The sequence below is a fragment of the [Roseibacterium] beibuensis genome (genome assembly GCF_039542305.1).
GTDB lineage: Bacteria > Pseudomonadota > Alphaproteobacteria > Rhodobacterales > Rhodobacteraceae > Roseibacterium > Roseibacterium beibuensis.
Map to the genome: position 1 here is coordinate 100207 of NZ_BAABHW010000004.1, position 16449 is coordinate 116655.

A 16449-nucleotide genomic window follows, 5' to 3' on the forward strand; every position below is an offset into this window, starting at 1 on the left:
GCGGCACGAAGACTGCAAGGGTCGTGGCAGTCGTTTCTTGAGTTGAAGGGCAAACATGCTCGAATTCGTCGATGTCTCGAAGTCATTCTGGACCGGAGAGCGCCGCAAGGTGATCCTGGATCGGGCGTCGTTTCGCGTCGACCTCGGCTATTCGCTGGGCATCATGGCGCCCAACGGCACCGGCAAGACGACCCTGATCAAGATGATGGCGGGCCTCGAGAAACCTGACGAAGGCAATATTTACCGCAATTGCCGCGTGTCCTTTCCGCTGGGGTTCATGGGCGGCATCGTGCCCCGCCTCAGCGCCACCGAGAACGCGCGCTACATCGCGCAACTTTACGGGCTAGACCCCGACTATGTCGAAGCCTTCAGCCGCTGGGTCTGCGGCATCGAGGAATATTTCGATATGCCCGTGGGAACTTATTCTTCGGGAATGCGGGCCCGCTTCAGTTTTTCGCTGCTTCTTGCGCTTGAATTTGACATATACCTCATCGACGAGGGGATGCCTGCATCCACGGATGCCGAGTTCAACCGCCGGGCTGGCAGTATTCTTGCGGATCGTTTGAAAAACTCGACTGTTATCATCGTGTCCCACCAGGCAGCGACACTTGAAAAATTCGCGCGGCGCGCGGCCGTTCTCACGAACGGGCAACTGGTGGAATTCGACACGCTCGAAGAGGCAAAGCAGCTTTATGACTACGAAACCCAAGGCTAGAAAATTCCGCATCCGTCAAAGCGACGGGGCCGGGTCGCAGGCCGGACCGGGCCGGGCTGCGAACCTGGACGTCGCCGCCCCGGGCGGGGACGCCGGGCGTGACACCGCTGTCATCGACAGCGCGCCACAACCGTCCCGACCCGAACCGGTCGAGGACGGGTTCGGCGCGACCGCTTTTCCGGGTTCTGCGGCGCATGATCGCCTTGTTCAACGCAACGCCGAAAGCGCCCGGGCCCAACCCGCGCCGGTCCCGACGGTCGAGGAGGAACTGGCCGCGATCCGCGCGGAAGGTCTGACCGGCCGGCAATTGCGCATGGCCCGCCGCACCGCGCAGAAGCATGGCCTGTCGCCCAGTTCGGATTTCGACGCCGTGCGCCTGCTGCGCGCCCGGGGCATCGATCCTTTCGCCCGCTCCAACATGCTGCAACTGGTGGTGGATGAAAGCGAAAACCAGACCCGGCAGGCCGGCGGTGGCGCACAAGGCCCGCACGCTGGCATGCCCGCGACACGCGGTGGGGACAACCTGCCCGCCCCCGCCCGGCAGATGCAGCCCGCGACGCAGCAGCCACCCGCGACGCCCGGGCGTGTGTCGCCCCTCGACCAGGACGAACGCGCCCGCGAAATCATGCGCGTGCAGCGCGACATCGCCCGCCGCCGCCGCAAGCGCCTGCTGCTTCTGGTCAGCCGCCTCGCCTTTTTCGTTCTGCTGCCAACCCTTCTGGTGGGCTATTATTACTATCGCGTGGCGACCCCGCTTTTCGCCACCAACACCGAGTTCGTGATCCAGAAGGCCGAAAGCGGCGGCACGGCTGGTGGGTTGGGCAGCCTTCTTGGCGGGTCCAGTTTCGCGACCGTGCAGGAAAGCATCACGGTGCAAGCCTATCTCGAAAGCCGCGAGGCCATGCTGCGGCTGGACGAGGAACTCGGCTTCCGCGAACATTTCTCCAGCGAAGAGATCGACCCCCTGACCCGGATCGCCCCCGACGCGACGGTCGAGGATGTCTACGACGTCTATCGCCGGCATCTGGAGATCGGCTACGACCCGACCGAGGGCCTGATCCGCATGGAGGTCGCCGCCGCCGATCCCGAGGTCAGCCAATCCTTTTCCGAGGCGCTGATCCGCTACGCCGAAGAGCGCGTCGACCGCATGAGCCAGCGCCTGCGCGAAGACCAGATGGCCGGCGCACGCGAAAGCTACGAGGATGCCGAGAGTCGTGTGATCGAGGCCCAGGCCCGCGTTCTGGAATTGCAGGAACGCCGCGGCGTTCTGAACACCGAGAACGAGGTGTCAACCGTGTTCCAGCAGATTTCGAGCTTCGAGATGCAGTTGCAGGAAGAACGCCTGCGGCTCGACGAAATGACCTCGGTCGCGCGCCCGAACCCGACCCGGGTCGAGGTAGCCGAGCGCAATATCGCCCGCCTCGAGGCCCTGATCGCGGAGCTTCGCGCAGGTCTGACCGAGACGGCGGATGGCAGCGCCTCGCTGGCGCGCATCCAGTCCGAATTGCTGATTGCACAGGCCGATCTGGAAACCCGGCAGATGATGCTGGCCGAGGCCTTGCAGGGCATGGAATCGGCCCGCATCGAGGCGAACCGCCAGTCGCTCTACCTGTCGATGGGGGTGTACCCGATCCCGCCGGATGCGCCGGCCTATCCGCGCGCCTTCGAGAACACGCTGCTGGCGCTGCTGATCTTCTCGGGCATTTACCTCATGGTCTCGATGACGGTATCGGTGCTGCGCGAACAGGTCTCCTCCTGATCGCGCAGACCCACCGACCGCCCGCATCGAAAGGCCCCCCATGCACGAGTTCGATATCGGCCCGCTGACCGTGGGCAATGACCGCCCGCTCACCGTGATTGCCGGGCCTTGCCAGCTCGAAAGCCTCGACCACGCGCTGATGATCGCGCGGCACATGGCCGGGGTCTGTGCCAAGGCCGGGGCGGGCTACGTCTTCAAGGCCAGCTACGACAAGGCGAACCGCACCAGCCTGACGGGCAAGCGCGGGGTCGGCATGGAGGCCGGGCTGAAAATCCTCGCCGCCGTGAAGGATGAGATCGGCTGCCCCGTGCTGACGGACGTGCATACCGCCGAGCAATGCGCCCAAGCGGCCGAGGTCTGCGATATCCTGCAAATCCCCGCCTTCCTGTGCCGGCAGACCGACCTTTTGCTGGCCGCGGGCGAAACCGGCGCCGCAATCAACGTGAAGAAGGGCCAGTTCCTTGCGCCGTGGGACATGGCGAACGTCGCCGACAAGGTCGCGTCCACCGGCAACAGCCGTATCCTGCTGACCGAGCGCGGCACCAGTTTCGGCTACAACACGCTGGTCGCCGACATGCGCGGCCTGCCCGAGATGATGAAGACAGGCTATCCGGTGGTGATGGACGCCACCCATTCGGTGCAGCAGCCGGGCGGCCAAGGCGGATCATCCGGCGGGCAGCGCGAGTTCGCCCCGGTGATGGCACGCGCGGCTGTCAGCCTCGGCATCGCGGCGGTCTTCATCGAAACGCACGAAGCCCCCGACACGGCCCCCTCCGACGGGCCGAACATGATCCCGCTCGACCAGATGGGTGCGCTGATCGACGGCCTGATGGCCTTTGACCGGCTGGCCAAGGCCGACCCGATCCGCCTTTGACTCAGGCGGCCCTTCCGGCAGGCCGAAAACCGGCCTAACCTGCGCTGCGTAAGCAAGTCCTGGCGGCGAACATGGTCAAACGGTTTCTTCTGCCCCTGCTGTTGGTGGTGGCGTTCCTCGCAGCCCCCGTCCCAGCCGCGGCACAGAGCGACGGTGGCCAGCCCGACGGCACCATCGCGGTGGAGTCGGACGGTGCGCAGGATGCCGCCATCGCCGTGCGCATCCGCGATATCCTCGGGCAACTCGACGGTTATGAAAATGTCAGCGTCCGGGTGGCAGACGGCATCGTCACCTTGCTCGGCACAGCCCTCGACGCGCAGCAGATCGAGGCGTTGAACGGCCTCGTCTCGCGGGTGGAAGGCGTTGTCGCCATCGAGAACCAGGTGACCGAGTCCACCGATGTGGTCGAGCGCCTCAACCCCGCAATCGAGCGGATCGAGGGGCGCATCGCGCAGTTCATCTCCTACCTGCCGCTGATCCTCGTGGCTGCCACGGCGGGCCTGTTCGTGATCTGGCTGGGGTTTTTCCTCGCGCGCCGATCCTGGCCGTGGGACCGGATGGCGCCCAATGCCTTCATCGCCGATATCTACCGCCAGATCGTGCGGCTGGTCTTCATCATGGGCGGTATCGTCCTGACGCTGGACCTGCTGAACCTGACGGCGCTGCTGGGCACCATCCTTGGCGCGGCGGGGATCGTCGGCCTCGCCATCGGTTTCGCGGTGCGCGACACGGTCGAGAATTTCATCTCGTCCATCATGCTGTCGATCCGGCAGCCGTTCCGCCCCAAGGACCTTGTCGAGATCGAGGGCGAGATGGGCCATGTCATTCGCCTGACCAGCCGCGCGACGATCCTGCTCAGCCTCGATGGCAACCATATCCGCCTGCCGAACTCGATGGTCTTCAAGGCCAAGATCATCAACTACACCCGCAATGACGAACGCCGGTTCACCTTCCTGCTGGGGGTGCATCCCGATGCCGATATCGCGCAGGCGCAGGCGATCATTCTCGACGCGCTGAACGAATTGCCCTTCACGCTGGACAACCCCGCCCCCGGCGTCTGGGTCGAAGGCCTGGGGGCCTCGACCATCGACATCACCGCCGCCGCCTGGATCATGCAGCACAAGACCTCGATCGGGATGGCCAAGGGCGAGGCGATCCGCGTGGTCAAGGCGCGGCTGGAAGAGGCGGGAATCACCCTGCCCGAGCCCACCTACCGCCTGACGGGCACCGGCACGGTCGAGACCATCATCACCGACCACCCGTCGCGCAAACCCGAGGCCCCGGCCCCCACCGCCGAACCCGTCGAGGCGCAGCAGGTCGGTGCGGGCGAAACCCAAGCATTGCAGGATATTATCGAGGCCGAACGCGAAGCATTGCCGGACGATGACCTGCTGCACCGCGAGGCGCCGCAGGAATAAAGCGGGGCAGGCGCGGCACTGAGCAAAAAGTGCCCGACAGGTCTTGATCCCGCCGCAGCGATTGAGTAGCTAGCGCGGCACGGTTGGGGTGTAGCCAAGCGGTAAGGCAGCGGTTTTTGGTACCGTGTACCGTAGGTTCGAATCCTACCACCCCAGCCAATGCCGCACAAAAAGACCATAGATACCAACGGGTTAACTGCTCATCATGCGGCCAACCCGTCTTGTGTGCATCACACTGCTTCACACGCTGCTTCACATCGGGCACCCGCAAGCGGGCGCCCGCGGGCCGGAAATGGGGCCTTCACCTCACCCGCAGAAATGGAAACTTCCACTTCCGCCAGCGTTTGCCCGTGTCTTTGAGAAAAATCGGGGCGCCATCATTTCTGTCCGTCTCGCTTCGTACCGACCTCCTCCCTATCGCGACGCAACGCGCCTTTGTGCTGCGCGCCGCCTTGGAGGATGGAGAAAGCCACGTGTTGGACACTATCGCCCGCGATCCGGTCGATCCGGGTCGCGCCAGGACACTTCTGCAAGAGATGGTGCGCGGGGCTATCGCCCAGATGATGTCCGACCTCGAGGCCCCGCCCCCCACGGACCACGAAGAAGACCGGCTCGCCGCAATCTGCGCCGAGCTGGCCGCCATTAAATCGGCCCTGAAGCCGCGCGATTGGTCAGCCGCGGAAGCGGTCGCGGGCACACTCGGCCTCGACAACACGGCGCTCGGCGATCCCGGTCTCGCCCGCCAGGTGCTGGCAACGCGGAAGCGGCGCTCGATCTCGAGGCCAAGGTCACGGAGACCCTCGACGATCCCTTGCAACTCGGACGAGATCTCCTTGTGGATCACGCCCTCAAACCGACCCGCGAGAGCCTGCGACCACCGATGACCCTGTCGGCGGCCACCCAAAAGGCCCACGGCAAGAACCGCTTCAAACAGGAGGCCAAGCCCCTCTGTCCCAAGGCGGAGCGCGCACGGGCGGACAGATCCGTCGCCGCAATCGAGGTCACGAAGGCAGACAGCGGCGAGCCCCTTCTTGCCGCGAGAATTGCGTCGACGAAGCTTCCCCTGACACGCAACTTGGCCTCGTGGTCCGCGAGAAGACGCTGGGCGCGCGCCGGTTTTTCGACATTGCGCAAGTCCTAAGCGGGGACGGGAAGATCCGCGCGTACCATCTTGCACTCGCCAGTCATCATCAGCGGCGCGAGCCCGAGGGCGGCTCACCAACGGTCTTCGACATGCGAAAGCGGGTGCTTCTGGAGGTCGGCAACACGAATGAGACGCCCCGGCATGCCGCAAGTCTTCCGTCGACCGGCTCTTCGAGGGTGATGACAGCCATGTCATTCTCGTATCGCTGCAGATCGTCGCCCCGGCCATTGCCGTACCGTTCGTCGATATGAACCCTTGCCGCGCGGAGCGTGATCCGGGTGCCTTCACCCTCGCGCGGACGCAAGCTGAAGCGTACCGCCTCGGCCGGCATCGGTTCCCCGCGCTGCTCGTCGAACACACAATGTCCCGCCGTCAGCACAGTGCTTTCCGAGATCAGAGCCCCCATGCAAGTCGACCCTGCCCCAAGCACGCGTCCGACCGCCGGATCGGATTGCAACCTACCGTCTTGCGCTGCGGTGGAAGACGCCGCGACAATGGTTATGAAACCGATTGCCACGGTTATCGTAGGAAGGATGGCATCGTCTCATCAGGCAAATTTCCTCGAGAGGCGAAAACAATCAGAAACTCCGGGTCAGGCCGAGATTCAGCCGTGCGCGATCGAATGCCGTCGACGGCCAAGAAGACTGCGAAACACTGTAGTTCAGACTGACACGCTCGCCGAAGAGTCCTTGGTAATTCATTCGATTTGGCAAGGGGTTGGCCTCTACTGATCGTTGGCGACCCTTTCACGCCATGAGGCCTCCGAGCCTCTTGTGCGACTGGTGATGGTTAGTGTCGTCGCGCCGCACAGATCAGTCGCCGAAATCATGCTGCGAGACGTCCGCACTCCGCGCGGCTGGTCGCCGGGTTTCAAAGGTCCCCCGAAACACCGCTTTCTGCTTGTGCCGACGACCGCCGCGACAAACCAGATCACGCCGCCGGCATAGACCTATGCGCCAAGCAGCCGCGTCAATTGGTAAGTGACGAACGACGCCGCATAGGCCAGGGCGAACATGCAGGCTATGGCGATCCACATCCATCTCGCGCCGCCGGCCTCGCGGCGGATGAGGATCAGGGTTGACAAGCATTGCGGAGAAAAGATGTCCCACGCCAGCAGCGACAGATCCGTGGGCAGCCCCCATTGCGCGGCCAACACCGAGCCGAGCGCCGCTTCGCCGCCCGAGATGGCATAGACCGTGCCAAGCCCGGCCACCGCCACTTCGCGCGCGGCAAGGCCGGGGATCAGGGCGACGCAGATCTCCCAGGTGAACCCGATGGGCGCGAAGAGCGGCGCGATGACCTGCCCGATCCACGCGGCAAAGCTGTATTGGATTGCAGGGCCGCTCGCCCCCTCGGGCGGCAGGGGAAAGGTGGACAGGGCCCAGATGACCAGACTGGCGGCCAGGATGATCGTGCCCGCGCGGCGCAGGAACGACCACGCCCGCTGCCACAGGCCCAGCACGATCCCCCGGCCCTGCGGCAGCTTGTAATCGGGCAGATCCAGTATCAGCGGTGCGGCGATCTCGTGACGGCGAAACGTCAGGCGCGCGATAAGCGCCACGGCCAGCGCGCTGACGATCCCCGCCGCGTAAAGTCCGAACAGGACCAACCCCTGCAATCCGAGCGGGCCGACCGCGCGCGCCGGAATAAAGGCCCCGATCAGCAGCGTGTAGACCGGAATCCGCGCCGAGCAGGTCATCAGCGGCGCGATCAGGATCGTCGTCAGCCGATCGCGGCGGTCATCGATCACGCGGGCCGACATGATGCCCGGAATGGCGCAGGCGAAACTGGACAGAAGCGGGATGAAGGCCTTGCCGTGCAGGCCCGCGTGACCCATCAGCCGGTCCATCAGGAACGCCGCGCGCGCCATGAAGCCCAGATCCTCCAGCGCGAGGATGAACAGGAACAGGTTCACGATCTGCGGCAGGAAGATCACCACGCCGCCCACCCCCGCGATCACCCCGTCGATCAGCAGGCTGCGCAACAGGCCTTCGGGCAGCGCTGCCTCGACCCCACGCGACACCGCCGCGACCCCGCCCGAGATCAGGTCCATCAGCGGCGCGGCCCCGGCAAAGACGGCCTGGAACATCGCGAGCAACACCCCCAGCAGGATCAGTGGCCCGGCAACCGGATGCGGCACAACGCCGTCGATCCTGGCTGTCCAGCTACGCGGGTGCGGCGGAGTATGGACGGCCTGCGCGATGAGGCGGTCGGCCTCGCGCAGGGCGGCGCGCAGATCGGCGGCGGCGGGCTCCGACCACAGCACCGGGCCACGCGGCGCAAGGCCCGCCGCGATCAGCGCGTCGAGCTTTTCCCACAGGTCGGTGCGCCCGATCTTGCGCACGGCGGTCGAGGCGACGACCGGCACGCCAAGCTCTTGCGACAGATGGTCGGTGTCGATCTCGATGCCCCGCGCGCGGGCGATGTCGATCATGTTCACCACCAGCAGCACCGACACGCCGCAGCGTTTCAGTTCCTGCGCGAGCCGCAGGCCGGGGCGCAGGTGGGTGGCATCGGCCACGACCAGCAACAGGTCTGGCTGGACCTCGCCCGCGCGGGTGCCGAGGATGATGTCGCGGGTGACTTCCTCGTCGGGGCTGCGGGCGCGCAGGGAATGGGTGCCGGGCAGGTCGATGACCGACAGCTTGTAGCCGGTGGGCGTGGTGGCGGTGCCGATCTTGCGCTCGACCGTCACGCCGGAATAGTTGCCGACCCGTTGATTGCCGCCGGTCAAAGCGTTGAACAGCGATGTCTTTCCGCAATTGGGCGCGCCGACCAGCGCGACGGTGGTCACATCTTGCGCAGTCGCGGCGGGCAGATCGCGCATCCGCCCTACTCCGCCAGGATCGCCATCGCGTCGCGGCGGCGCAGGGCGACGGTGGCCGTGCCCACACGCACCGCGATGGGATCGCGCCCGAACGGGCCCTCGTGCAGCACCTCGATCTCGGACCCTTCGACAAAGCCCATCTCGATCAACCGGCGCTCCATCTCGTCGGCGGGCAGGCGCGACGCGCCCTCGATCGCCAAAAGGCACACCACCTGTCCGCAAAACCCCTTGCGGGCCTCCCCGAGGGAAACCGCACGGTCAAGGGCGACGATTGTCTGATAGTCCATGGCGAGACCTCGGTGGCTATAGAGATGGGGGCATCCCGCGGCGGTAACTGTCATCGTCTGGGCGGCGGCCTACCCCTCGGGGACCGACAGGACTTCGGCGAGCGCCTCGACCGGCAGGTCGAGACGGTGGATGTGGTTGTTGTCGAGAAACCGCTGTTCCATCCGCGTCAGCGCGCCGGGGATGACGGCGATATGACCGGAGCCAGAGCGTTTCGCGATCTGGCGCGCGAAGATGCGCAGCATCTGGTCATCGAACCGGCAGCCCGCGAACAGAAAGGGCCGTCCCGTGCGGCGGCGCTGCACCTCGACCGGGATCGGGGTTTGAATGTCGATCTCGGTCAGCACCTCGACATAGTCGCTGTCAGACAGCAGAAAGGACGAGCCCGCTCGCGCCATGCCATGCGGCTTGTAGATCAGCGTCTGCCACGCGGGGTCGGCGGCGGGCAGTTCCTGCCCGGCGCGATCATAAGTGCGGGTAAAGATGTCGATCCGCTCGCCATTGCGGTTCACACCCTGAACCAGCCCCCAGTCGGCCGCGCCAAAGGCGCGCAACAGGCCATCGTCATACCACGTGTCCACCACCATGGGCGGGCGCATGCGGGCCAGCCAGTCATGCACCGGGTTCGCCCGCTCTGGCGCGGCGCCAAAAGCGCGGCGCACGATATCATCGAGCGTGGCGCGAAACTTGCGGCTTTCCACGTATTGCGCGACCGCCCACAGGTTGCCCGAGGCGCGGCGCGGGGGGCGCACCTCGGCCTCGATCCGCGCACACAGCGCTTGCGGCGTCATCGGCGCGGTGCCCCCTGACAGGGCCGACACATCGGGGCCGAGATAGGCGATGCGGGTGCCGGCGGCGACCTCGGCCATGGCCTGTTCCAGCGTGGTGTAGGCGTCCATCATTCACGCGTCCCCCGTGCTCAGGCGGCGCGCCTCGACGGTGATCGGCAGGCCTGGCGGCTCGTCAAAGGCGGGCATTTCGAAAATCCATCCATTCGAGAGCCTCGCCCACCCGCCCCAGAGGCCCGGCTTTTCGGTCTCGACGATCATCTCTTCGAGATCCTTCTTGGCGACATAGGCCTCGTAGCCCTTGGGCGTTTCGCGGATCATGACCTTCATGCGACCGGGTCCTTTCGTGTGACGATGTGGGGTTGCAGCGCGGGGGCTGCCTGTTCGGCCGGGGTGCGGGCGGGTTCCGTCGCGCGCAATTCATGCTCGCGCATGCCGACGATGCTGTCGCGGCCGACGAAATCGACAGCGTAGATGTAGAATTGCTGCAAGAAGACGCCGACATCGCGGACATAGCCGACATCGCCTTTCTTCACGACGATCTGGCCGATCTCTTTGCCGGGCATGGTGCCGTCATTCTTGACGTGCTTTTTCGAGATCACCTTGTCGCCGGGCTGATGGGCGGGCTCTCGGTAGACTTCGATCTCGCGGTCATCGGTCGACATGGGCTGTCTCCTTGATCTGGGCGAGGCGCGCGGCGGCGGTCTCGCGGATGATGGGTTCCGGGTCGTGCAGCAGGGGCTGGATCACCGCGGCATCGCCGGTTTCGGCAACGGCATGTCGCACGCGCAGGTCGGCATCGGCCACGAACAGCGCCGGACGGCGCAGCGCGGCCTCGCGGCGCACAAGCGGGTCGGGATCGGCGCGAAACCCGTCCAGCCGGACGGGCGCGATGCGGCGCGCGACGCTGCGGCGGGTCTCGGGATCGGGATCGGCGATCATCATCGGCAATTGGCCGGGGGCGGCGCGGCGCGCCACGATGGCACGCACAGACCCGGCTGTGTCCCCGGCCATGGCCAGCACGGCGTCAGCGGGCAGACGATGGGCGACGGCGATGCGCACGCGCCGGTCGGGGTCATCCATGAGACGCTCTGCATGGCTGGGCGGCAGGCGCAGGATCGCCATGGCGCGCACGCTGGCATCCTCATCCGCCAGCAGCGGCGGCAGACGGAACACGCTGGCTACGCGGGCGGCGTTTACCCGCGTCTCGAAATAAGGCATGCGCAGGCAGTCATCGGCGCAATCGGGGTTCAGCACGAAGAACCGCTCGATCCGCTTGGCATAGCGGTCATGGACGCAGGCCCAGCCAAGGCCGCATTGCCTGTCGTCCAGCAGTCTGGCGAAGCGACAGGACACACAATCCAGCGGCGCGCCCTGCCAATCCACCGGTGCCGGACCCTCTGGCATCCGCTCAGGCCGGAACGCAGGTGTCGGGGACCGGGCAGACCTCGGCGCATTGCGGCAGATCGAAGTGGCCCTTGCACTCGGTGCACATCTCGGCGTCGATGATGTAGGTGTCATCTTCGAAGCGGATCGCGGCGTTGGGACATTCGAACTCGCAGGCCCCGCAGACGGTGCAGTTGTCTTGAACGATCGTCAGGGCCATGTCTGGAGTCCTATTCTGGGGGCCTGTCAGGCCGTTTCAGCGGCGGCGGCCGCCTGCCCGCGCCGGTCGCGATAGACGGCAGAAACGGCGGTTTCGATGTAGTCGTAAGCATGATCCTGCACGGCCACGATTCCGGCTTTGGCAAGGTCTTCGCGCGGGCAATCGCCGATCTTGGCGCAGAGGATGGTGTCGATGCCCTCCAGCGTCTTGATCACCAGATCCAGCTTGTCCTCTTCGCCATAGCCGCCGACGCAGTAATTGTCGCAGCGCCGATGGGTGACAAAACGCACGCCCTGCGCGTCGACCTCGTAGATCTGGAACTCGGTCGCGTGGCCGAAATGCTGGTTGATGCGCCCGCCCCCCTTGGTGGCCACGGCGACCAGCATCGCGTCGGCTTCCTGCGCCACGGCGGTTTCCGTCTCGGCAAGGGCGCGGGCGGCGGCGGCGCGACGATCTTCGCGTTCGCGGGCGACCCATTCCTTGTAGGCCTCGCGCTTGGAGGGGTCGTAGCTCACCTCTTCGGGAACCAGATCCATGGTAAACTCCTGGCCGCGATCCTCGCCCAGCAGGCCGACGGCATCGGCGCGGCACTGGCGGCAATGCTTCATCAGCTTGGCACCACCGCCGCAGGCATCCTGCAAGGCCTTCAACTCGGCCGCGGTCGGCCCGCGTTGGCCGTTCAGGCCAAAGACCGTGCCATGTTCGGGCGCCGAGATCAGCGGCATGATGTTGTGCAGGAAGGCACCGCGCCGCTTCACCTCCTTGTTCACCTCAAGCAGGTGGTCATCGTTGATGCCGGGGATCATGACCGAGTTCACCTTGATCAGGATGCCCCGTTCGTGCAGCAAGTCGAGCGATTGCATCTGCCGCTCATGCAGGATCTGGCTGGCCTCGAGGCCCGCGCGGCGCTGGTGGTCGTAGAAGATCCACGGATAGATCCGGGTGCCGATCTCGGGGTCGATCATGTTGATGGTCAGGGTGACGTGATCGACATTCATCTCGGTCAGGTCGTCGATATGATCGGGCAGCGCCAGGCCGTTGGACGACAGGCACAGCTTGATGTCGGGCAGTTGTTCGGTGACCAGGCGAAAGGTCTCACGCGTCTTCTTCCAGTCATAGGCGCTGTCGCCCGGCCCCGCGATGCCCAGAACTGAGAGTTGCGGAATCTCGTTGGCGACCGCGATCACCTTTCGCGCGGCCTGTTCGGGGGTCAGCCGTTCCGACACCACGCCGGGGCGGCTTTCATTGGCGCAGTCGTATTTGCGATTGCAGTAGTTGCACTGGATGTTGCAGGCTGGCGCGACGGCGACATGCATCCGGGCGAAGTAGTGGTGCGCCTCTTCGGAATAGCAGGGGTGATCCTTGACCTTGGCCCAGGTCGCCGGATCCATATCCTCGGGCGCATCGGACGATCCACATGCGCCCGAGGTGCAGCCCTCGGCCTCCATCGCCTTGGCCAAGGCGTCCTTGGACCCGACAGACAAGCCTTGGAGTGAGACGATATCGGCGGGCATGACGTTTCCTCTGCTTTGGTGCGGGCAATCCTGAAGTTACGAGCAAACAGCGTGCCAAACGCGCATCCCAATGAAACCATGCGCTTTTCGCCATCACATCGGCGTGTCGATTGTCGGATAGGTCACAATGGATGCTTCACGCCGCAAGAAAGGGGCCAGCACCCGGCGCGGCGCTGCCCCCCTTCCCCGCTGCGGACGGGCGATCAGATCTTGCGGATCTCGATGCCGTGCTTTTGCAGCGCGTAAGCGATCTGGCGCGGGGTCATGCCCAGCAGGCGCGCGGCCTTGGCCTGGACCCAACCGGCCTCTTCCAGCGCGGCGATCAGTTCCTCGCGGGCGGTGTTGGCGGTCTTGCGGCGCACCAGCGGTGGTTCGGGCGTGGCCGGGGGGCTTGTCGGGGCGGCTTGCCGCGCCATGGGCGCCACCATCCGGCCCGACGACAGGCCGCCGATCAACGAGCTGCCATCCTGCAGGCGCCACAACTCGGAGGACAAGCATGAGCCCTGCTCGCAAGCCAGTTCGCGGCCCAGCACGATCTCGCCATCCGACAGTGCGGCGGCGCGGTTCACGCAGTTTTCCAACTCGCGCACATTGCCGGGGAACTGGCATTTGCAGATCTTTTCGAACGCGTCGGGGGCAAAGCGCACATGCGTGCCGTTGGACTTGTTGAACCGATCAAGAAACAGTTGCGCCAAGGGCCGGATATCGCTTTTCCGGTCGCGCAGCGGCGGCAACACGATGGGCACGACACAGATGCGGAAATAGAGGTCGGCGCGGAAGTCGCCCTTGGCCACGGCATCCTCGAGGTCGCGATTGGTGGCCGCGACGATGCGCACATCGACCTTCATGGTGCGCGATCCGCCGACCCGCTCGAACTCGCCCTCTTGCAGGACACGCAGCAGTTTGGTCTGAAACGACGGGCTGATCTCACCGATCTCGTCCAGGAACAAGGTGCCCCCGTCGGCCATCTCGAACCGCCCCTTCTTGAGGGTATTGGCACCGGTAAAGGCCCCCTTTTCATGGCCGAACAGCTCGGATTCCAGCAAGGTTTCGCTCAGCGCGGCGCAATTGACCCGGATGAACGGGCCATCATGGCGCGGCGATCCGGTGTGTACGGCGCGGGCGAACAACTCCTTGCCGGTGCCGCTTTCGCCCCGCAGCAAGACGGGCGTCTTGGTCACGGCAACACGTTTGACCTGCGCGATGACATCGCCAATGGCCGCGCTGTCGCCGACGATGCCATCGACACTGACCGGCGTCGCGCCGCCGCCACGTTGTTCGCTGGCGGTTTGCAACAGGCGCCGCGTGTCGTTGAGTGCGCGCTCGCGATCCCGCGCAATGCGACGGCGAAAGCGCAGCGCCTGTTCCAGCAGCGAGGCGACCATGGTCAGCACCCGCACATCCAGATCCGACAACCCCGCGCGCAAATCGTCATGGCTGCGATAGGCCGCCAGAACGCCAAGGACAAAATGGCTTTGTTCCGGGTCGCGCACTGGCACCGCGATCAGGGTCTGGCCCTGCCCGCGCAGGCGTTCCGGCACGGCCTCGGGGCCGAATTCCTCGGCCAGGTCGAACGCCACCAACGGCACGCCCGAGCGAAACACGATACGCGCCACCGCATCGGGCAGCACGTCGGCAGGCGGTGCCGTCTCCGTGCGCACAAAGGCGGTCGCGGCGATGACATAGGGGTTCACCCTGCCCTTCGTATCGGGGCCGGGTTCGGACAATAGCGCCAGAACGCCGTGGCGCAGGTCAAGGAAGGACGACAACACATTCAGGATTTCGGGCAAGACTTCGATCGGGTCGGGTGCCGCCGAAAAGCTGCGCGCGATCTCGTAAACGGCATCCAGCGCAAGGCGATCGGTCTGTCGCGCCGCGCGCCTGCGTTGCGCCTTGGCCGAGAGCGCGCTGCCCCTGGGCGTTTCGGTCGAATTGCTGTCAAACGTGGACGCGACCATTGTCGGACCCTCCAACCTGTCAAGCGTAGCGAGCACTTAGCGGTTAATCGCTGCGCCGCCCGCTACATCGGGCGGCAATGCTGCACTTGCACAGTGTGCCCCATCTCGGATGGGTCTGCATGGGGGGCGGCCCGGAACGCGGCCACTTGGCACAGTTCAGCCAAGTGGCGTGCAGCGGTTGCACAAGCCTTTGGCAGAGTTGAGCGCAACCGGCCAGAAATTGACCGCTTAAGAACCCCTTGGGCACTCGCCGGCACCGCCACTCAGCCAGAGGCCGCTTTGCGCTGACGCTGGTACGAGGATTTGATCCCGAGGTTCGAGCGGTACTTGGCCACCGTGCGCCGCGCGATCTTGAGGCCGGCGCGGCGGGCGAGCGCCACGATGGCATCATCGCTGAGCGGCGTGGCGGGGTCTTCGGCGCGGATCGTGTTTTGAACGAAGTCCAAGGCATGATCGCGCGACACTGCCGCGCCCCCCCCGGTCGCCGCGACCGAGCGGGCGAAAAATGCGCGCAGCGGCAAAGCGCGGGTCGGGGTCTGGATCATCCGCCCTGACACCGCGCGGCTGATGGTCGAGGAATGAAGGCCCAGTTCGGCGGCCACATCCTCGAGCGTCAGGGGCGTCAGATGCACCGGCCCGTGATCGAGGAACCCCGTCTGCCGCGCCACCAGAACCGCCGCCGTGCGCAACAGCGTATCGCCGCGCCGCTCAAGCGCCTGTGCCAGTGCGCGCGCCTCGGCCAGAGCTTTCTTGCGCTGCTGGCGCGCTTTGGGATCGACCTCACCCTCGGGGGTCTGATCCTCCATCACCGTGATCGTGGGCGAGGTTTCGCGGTTCAATTCCACGGTCCAGCCCTCGGGGCCGCGGGTGGCGATGACATCAGGCGGAAAGACCGGCTGCGGCACATGATCAAAGGCCAAGCCCGGCTTGGGGTTCAAACCGCGGATCTGTGCGACGATGTCGGGAATGTCGGCAGGCTCGCAATCGCAACGCTCGGCCAAGACTTCCATCTTGCGCTCGGCCAACAGGTCAAGATTGCGGATCAGCATCTCGACCTCCCATGTCAGGATATCCGCGTCGCGCGCCTGGATCAGCAGGCAATCTGACAGCGAGCGCGCGAACAGGCCCACAGGCTCGAAGCCTTGCAAGACGGCCAGCACCTGCTCGGCCTTGGCCTGCGGCACACCGGCCAGCAGCGCGATATCCTCGACCGGTTGACCCAGCCAACCCGTGGGTTCCAGCGCCTCGGCAAACCGCAGGGCGATCATCCGGTCCGGCGCGACGGCAAAGGCCAGCTCGATCTGTTCGACCACATGCGCCATCAGGCTGGGCCGGTCCGAGGCGACGGCGGCCACCGCGTCGAATTTCGGCCCACCGCGCGCGGCAAAGGCGCGGGGCGGCGCGTAGCACACGAAAGGGTTCGATTGCGCCTTTTCAGTCAGGTACTCCGACAGATCGGACGACAACATGCCCAGGATCGCCAGCGAGTGCAGCATCTGGCCGCTCATCTGCATCGTCTGGCGGTGTGTCAGGCTCTGGACCAGTTCCATGGGTGTCAGCC

Annotated in this window: 16 protein-coding genes, 1 tRNA gene and 1 pseudogene; 7 read left to right on the forward strand and 11 right to left on the reverse strand. The window is 65.6% G+C overall.

What is annotated here, in order from left to right:
• Nucleotides 1-55 precede the first annotated feature (55 nt).
• From ABD923_RS13600 to ABD923_RS13625, 7 genes and pseudogenes are all read left to right on the forward strand, one after another.
• The gene (locus ABD923_RS13600; protein ID WP_222191595.1) at nt 56-715 is read left to right on the forward strand and encodes an ABC transporter ATP-binding protein; all 660 of its coding nucleotides are present in this window, start codon (nt 56-58) and stop codon (nt 713-715) included.
• Complete coding sequence (locus ABD923_RS13605; protein WP_259549740.1) at nt 693-2474, forward strand: KpsE/RkpR family capsule polysaccharide export protein; 1782 nt, start codon at nt 693-695, stop codon at nt 2472-2474. Before ABD923_RS13600 ends, ABD923_RS13605 begins: the two co-directional genes overlap by 23 nt.
• Nucleotides 2475-2514: 40 nt before the next feature.
• A complete protein-coding gene (kdsA, locus tag ABD923_RS13610; protein WP_259549739.1) occupies nt 2515-3348 on the forward strand; it encodes a 3-deoxy-8-phosphooctulonate synthase in 834 nt (277 codons plus the stop codon).
• Nucleotides 3349-3419: 71 nt separating this feature from the next.
• A complete protein-coding gene (locus tag ABD923_RS13615; protein ID WP_259549737.1) occupies nt 3420-4766 on the forward strand; it encodes a mechanosensitive ion channel family protein in 1347 nt (448 codons plus the stop codon).
• Nucleotides 4767-4850: 84 nt separating this feature from the next.
• Nucleotides 4851-4925, forward strand: a tRNA-Gln gene (locus ABD923_RS13620).
• 62 nt (nt 4926-4987) lie between these two features.
• A pseudogene (locus ABD923_RS19160) lies at nt 4988-5215 on the forward strand (DUF6538 domain-containing protein); the annotation flags it as partial.
• A 24-nt stretch (nt 5216-5239) separates the two neighbouring features.
• Entirely contained in the window at nt 5240-5650 is a 411-nt protein-coding gene (locus ABD923_RS13625; protein ID WP_259549736.1) for a hypothetical protein, read from the forward strand.
• Between the two features lie 306 nt (nt 5651-5956).
• Here the strand turns inward: ABD923_RS13625 and ABD923_RS13630 are convergent, their stop codons facing one another.
• The 11 genes from ABD923_RS13630 to rpoN form a co-directional block, all read right to left on the reverse strand.
• A complete protein-coding gene (locus tag ABD923_RS13630) occupies nt 5957-6427 on the reverse strand; it encodes a trypsin-like serine peptidase (RefSeq protein WP_345229510.1) in 471 nt (156 codons plus the stop codon).
• A gap of 432 nt (nt 6428-6859) precedes the next feature.
• On the reverse strand, nt 6860-8737 hold the full coding sequence (gene feoB, locus ABD923_RS13635; protein WP_259549735.1) for a ferrous iron transporter B: 1878 nt from the start codon (nt 8735-8737) through the stop codon (nt 6860-6862).
• 5 nt (nt 8738-8742) lie between these two features.
• Nucleotides 8743-9024, reverse strand: coding sequence for a FeoA family protein (locus tag ABD923_RS13640; RefSeq protein ID WP_259549734.1), 282 nt, complete (start codon nt 9022-9024; stop codon nt 8743-8745).
• A gap of 69 nt (nt 9025-9093) precedes the next feature.
• The gene (locus ABD923_RS13645) at nt 9094-9921 is read right to left on the reverse strand and encodes an SIR2 family NAD-dependent protein deacylase (protein WP_405048307.1); all 828 of its coding nucleotides are present in this window, start codon (nt 9919-9921) and stop codon (nt 9094-9096) included.
• Nucleotides 9922-9924: 3 nt separating this feature from the next.
• Nucleotides 9925-10140: a putative nitrogen fixation protein NifT gene (gene nifT, locus ABD923_RS13650; protein WP_259549732.1), complete on the reverse strand. Its 216-nt coding sequence runs from the start codon at nt 10138-10140 to the stop codon at nt 9925-9927.
• Nucleotides 10137-10475 (reverse strand): nitrogen fixation protein NifZ, encoded by a 339-nt coding sequence (locus tag ABD923_RS13655; protein WP_259549731.1) that lies wholly within the window; start codon nt 10473-10475, stop codon nt 10137-10139. Before ABD923_RS13655 ends, nifT begins: the two co-directional genes overlap by 4 nt.
• Nucleotides 10462-11217, reverse strand: coding sequence for a 4Fe4S-binding leucine-rich repeat protein (locus tag ABD923_RS13660; RefSeq protein WP_259549730.1), 756 nt, complete (start codon nt 11215-11217; stop codon nt 10462-10464). The genes ABD923_RS13655 and ABD923_RS13660 overlap by 14 nt, the downstream gene beginning before the upstream one ends.
• Nucleotides 11218-11221: 4 nt before the next feature.
• Nucleotides 11222-11416 carry a 4Fe-4S binding protein gene (locus tag ABD923_RS13665; protein ID WP_259549729.1) on the reverse strand — a complete coding sequence of 65 codons (195 nt, stop codon included), beginning with the start codon at nt 11414-11416 and terminating at the stop codon, nt 11222-11224.
• A 26-nt stretch (nt 11417-11442) separates the two neighbouring features.
• Nucleotides 11443-12930: a nitrogenase cofactor biosynthesis protein NifB gene (gene nifB / locus ABD923_RS13670; protein WP_259549728.1), complete on the reverse strand. Its 1488-nt coding sequence runs from the start codon at nt 12928-12930 to the stop codon at nt 11443-11445.
• A gap of 203 nt (nt 12931-13133) precedes the next feature.
• On the reverse strand, nt 13134-14888 hold the full coding sequence (gene nifA, locus ABD923_RS13675; RefSeq protein ID WP_259549727.1) for a nif-specific transcriptional activator NifA: 1755 nt from the start codon (nt 14886-14888) through the stop codon (nt 13134-13136).
• Nucleotides 14889-15151: 263 nt separating this feature from the next.
• Nucleotides 15152-16438 carry an RNA polymerase factor sigma-54 gene (rpoN, locus tag ABD923_RS13680; protein ID WP_259549726.1) on the reverse strand — a complete coding sequence of 429 codons (1287 nt, stop codon included), beginning with the start codon at nt 16436-16438 and terminating at the stop codon, nt 15152-15154.
• Nucleotides 16439-16449: the final 11 nt, after the last annotated feature.

Coding starts and splice junctions, on each gene's coding strand:
- rpoN (WP_259549726.1), bottom strand. CDS start 16,438: ATGGAACTGGTCCAGAGCCTGACACACCGCCAGACGATGCAGATGAGC.
- nifT (WP_259549732.1), bottom strand. CDS start 10,140: ATGAAGGTCATGATCCGCGAAACGCCCAAGGGCTACGAGGCCTATGTC.
- ABD923_RS13660 (WP_259549730.1), bottom strand. CDS start 11,217: ATGCCAGAGGGTCCGGCACCGGTGGATTGGCAGGGCGCGCCGCTGGAT.
- feoB (WP_259549735.1), bottom strand. CDS start 8,737: ATGCGCGATCTGCCCGCCGCGACTGCGCAAGATGTGACCACCGTCGCG.
- ABD923_RS13645 (WP_405048307.1), bottom strand. CDS start 9,921: ATGGACGCCTACACCACGCTGGAACAGGCCATGGCCGAGGTCGCCGCC.
- ABD923_RS13655 (WP_259549731.1), bottom strand. CDS start 10,475: ATGTCGACCGATGACCGCGAGATCGAAGTCTACCGAGAGCCCGCCCAT.
- ABD923_RS13605 (WP_259549740.1), top strand. CDS start 693: ATGACTACGAAACCCAAGGCTAGAAAATTCCGCATCCGTCAAAGCGAC.
- nifB (WP_259549728.1), bottom strand. CDS start 12,930: ATGCCCGCCGATATCGTCTCACTCCAAGGCTTGTCTGTCGGGTCCAAG.
- ABD923_RS13615 (WP_259549737.1), top strand. CDS start 3,420: ATGGTCAAACGGTTTCTTCTGCCCCTGCTGTTGGTGGTGGCGTTCCTC.
- ABD923_RS13665 (WP_259549729.1), bottom strand. CDS start 11,416: ATGGCCCTGACGATCGTTCAAGACAACTGCACCGTCTGCGGGGCCTGC.
- ABD923_RS13600 (WP_222191595.1), top strand. CDS start 56: ATGCTCGAATTCGTCGATGTCTCGAAGTCATTCTGGACCGGAGAGCGC.
- ABD923_RS13640 (WP_259549734.1), bottom strand. CDS start 9,024: ATGGACTATCAGACAATCGTCGCCCTTGACCGTGCGGTTTCCCTCGGG.
- nifA (WP_259549727.1), bottom strand. CDS start 14,888: ATGGTCGCGTCCACGTTTGACAGCAATTCGACCGAAACGCCCAGGGGC.
- kdsA (WP_259549739.1), top strand. CDS start 2,515: ATGCACGAGTTCGATATCGGCCCGCTGACCGTGGGCAATGACCGCCCG.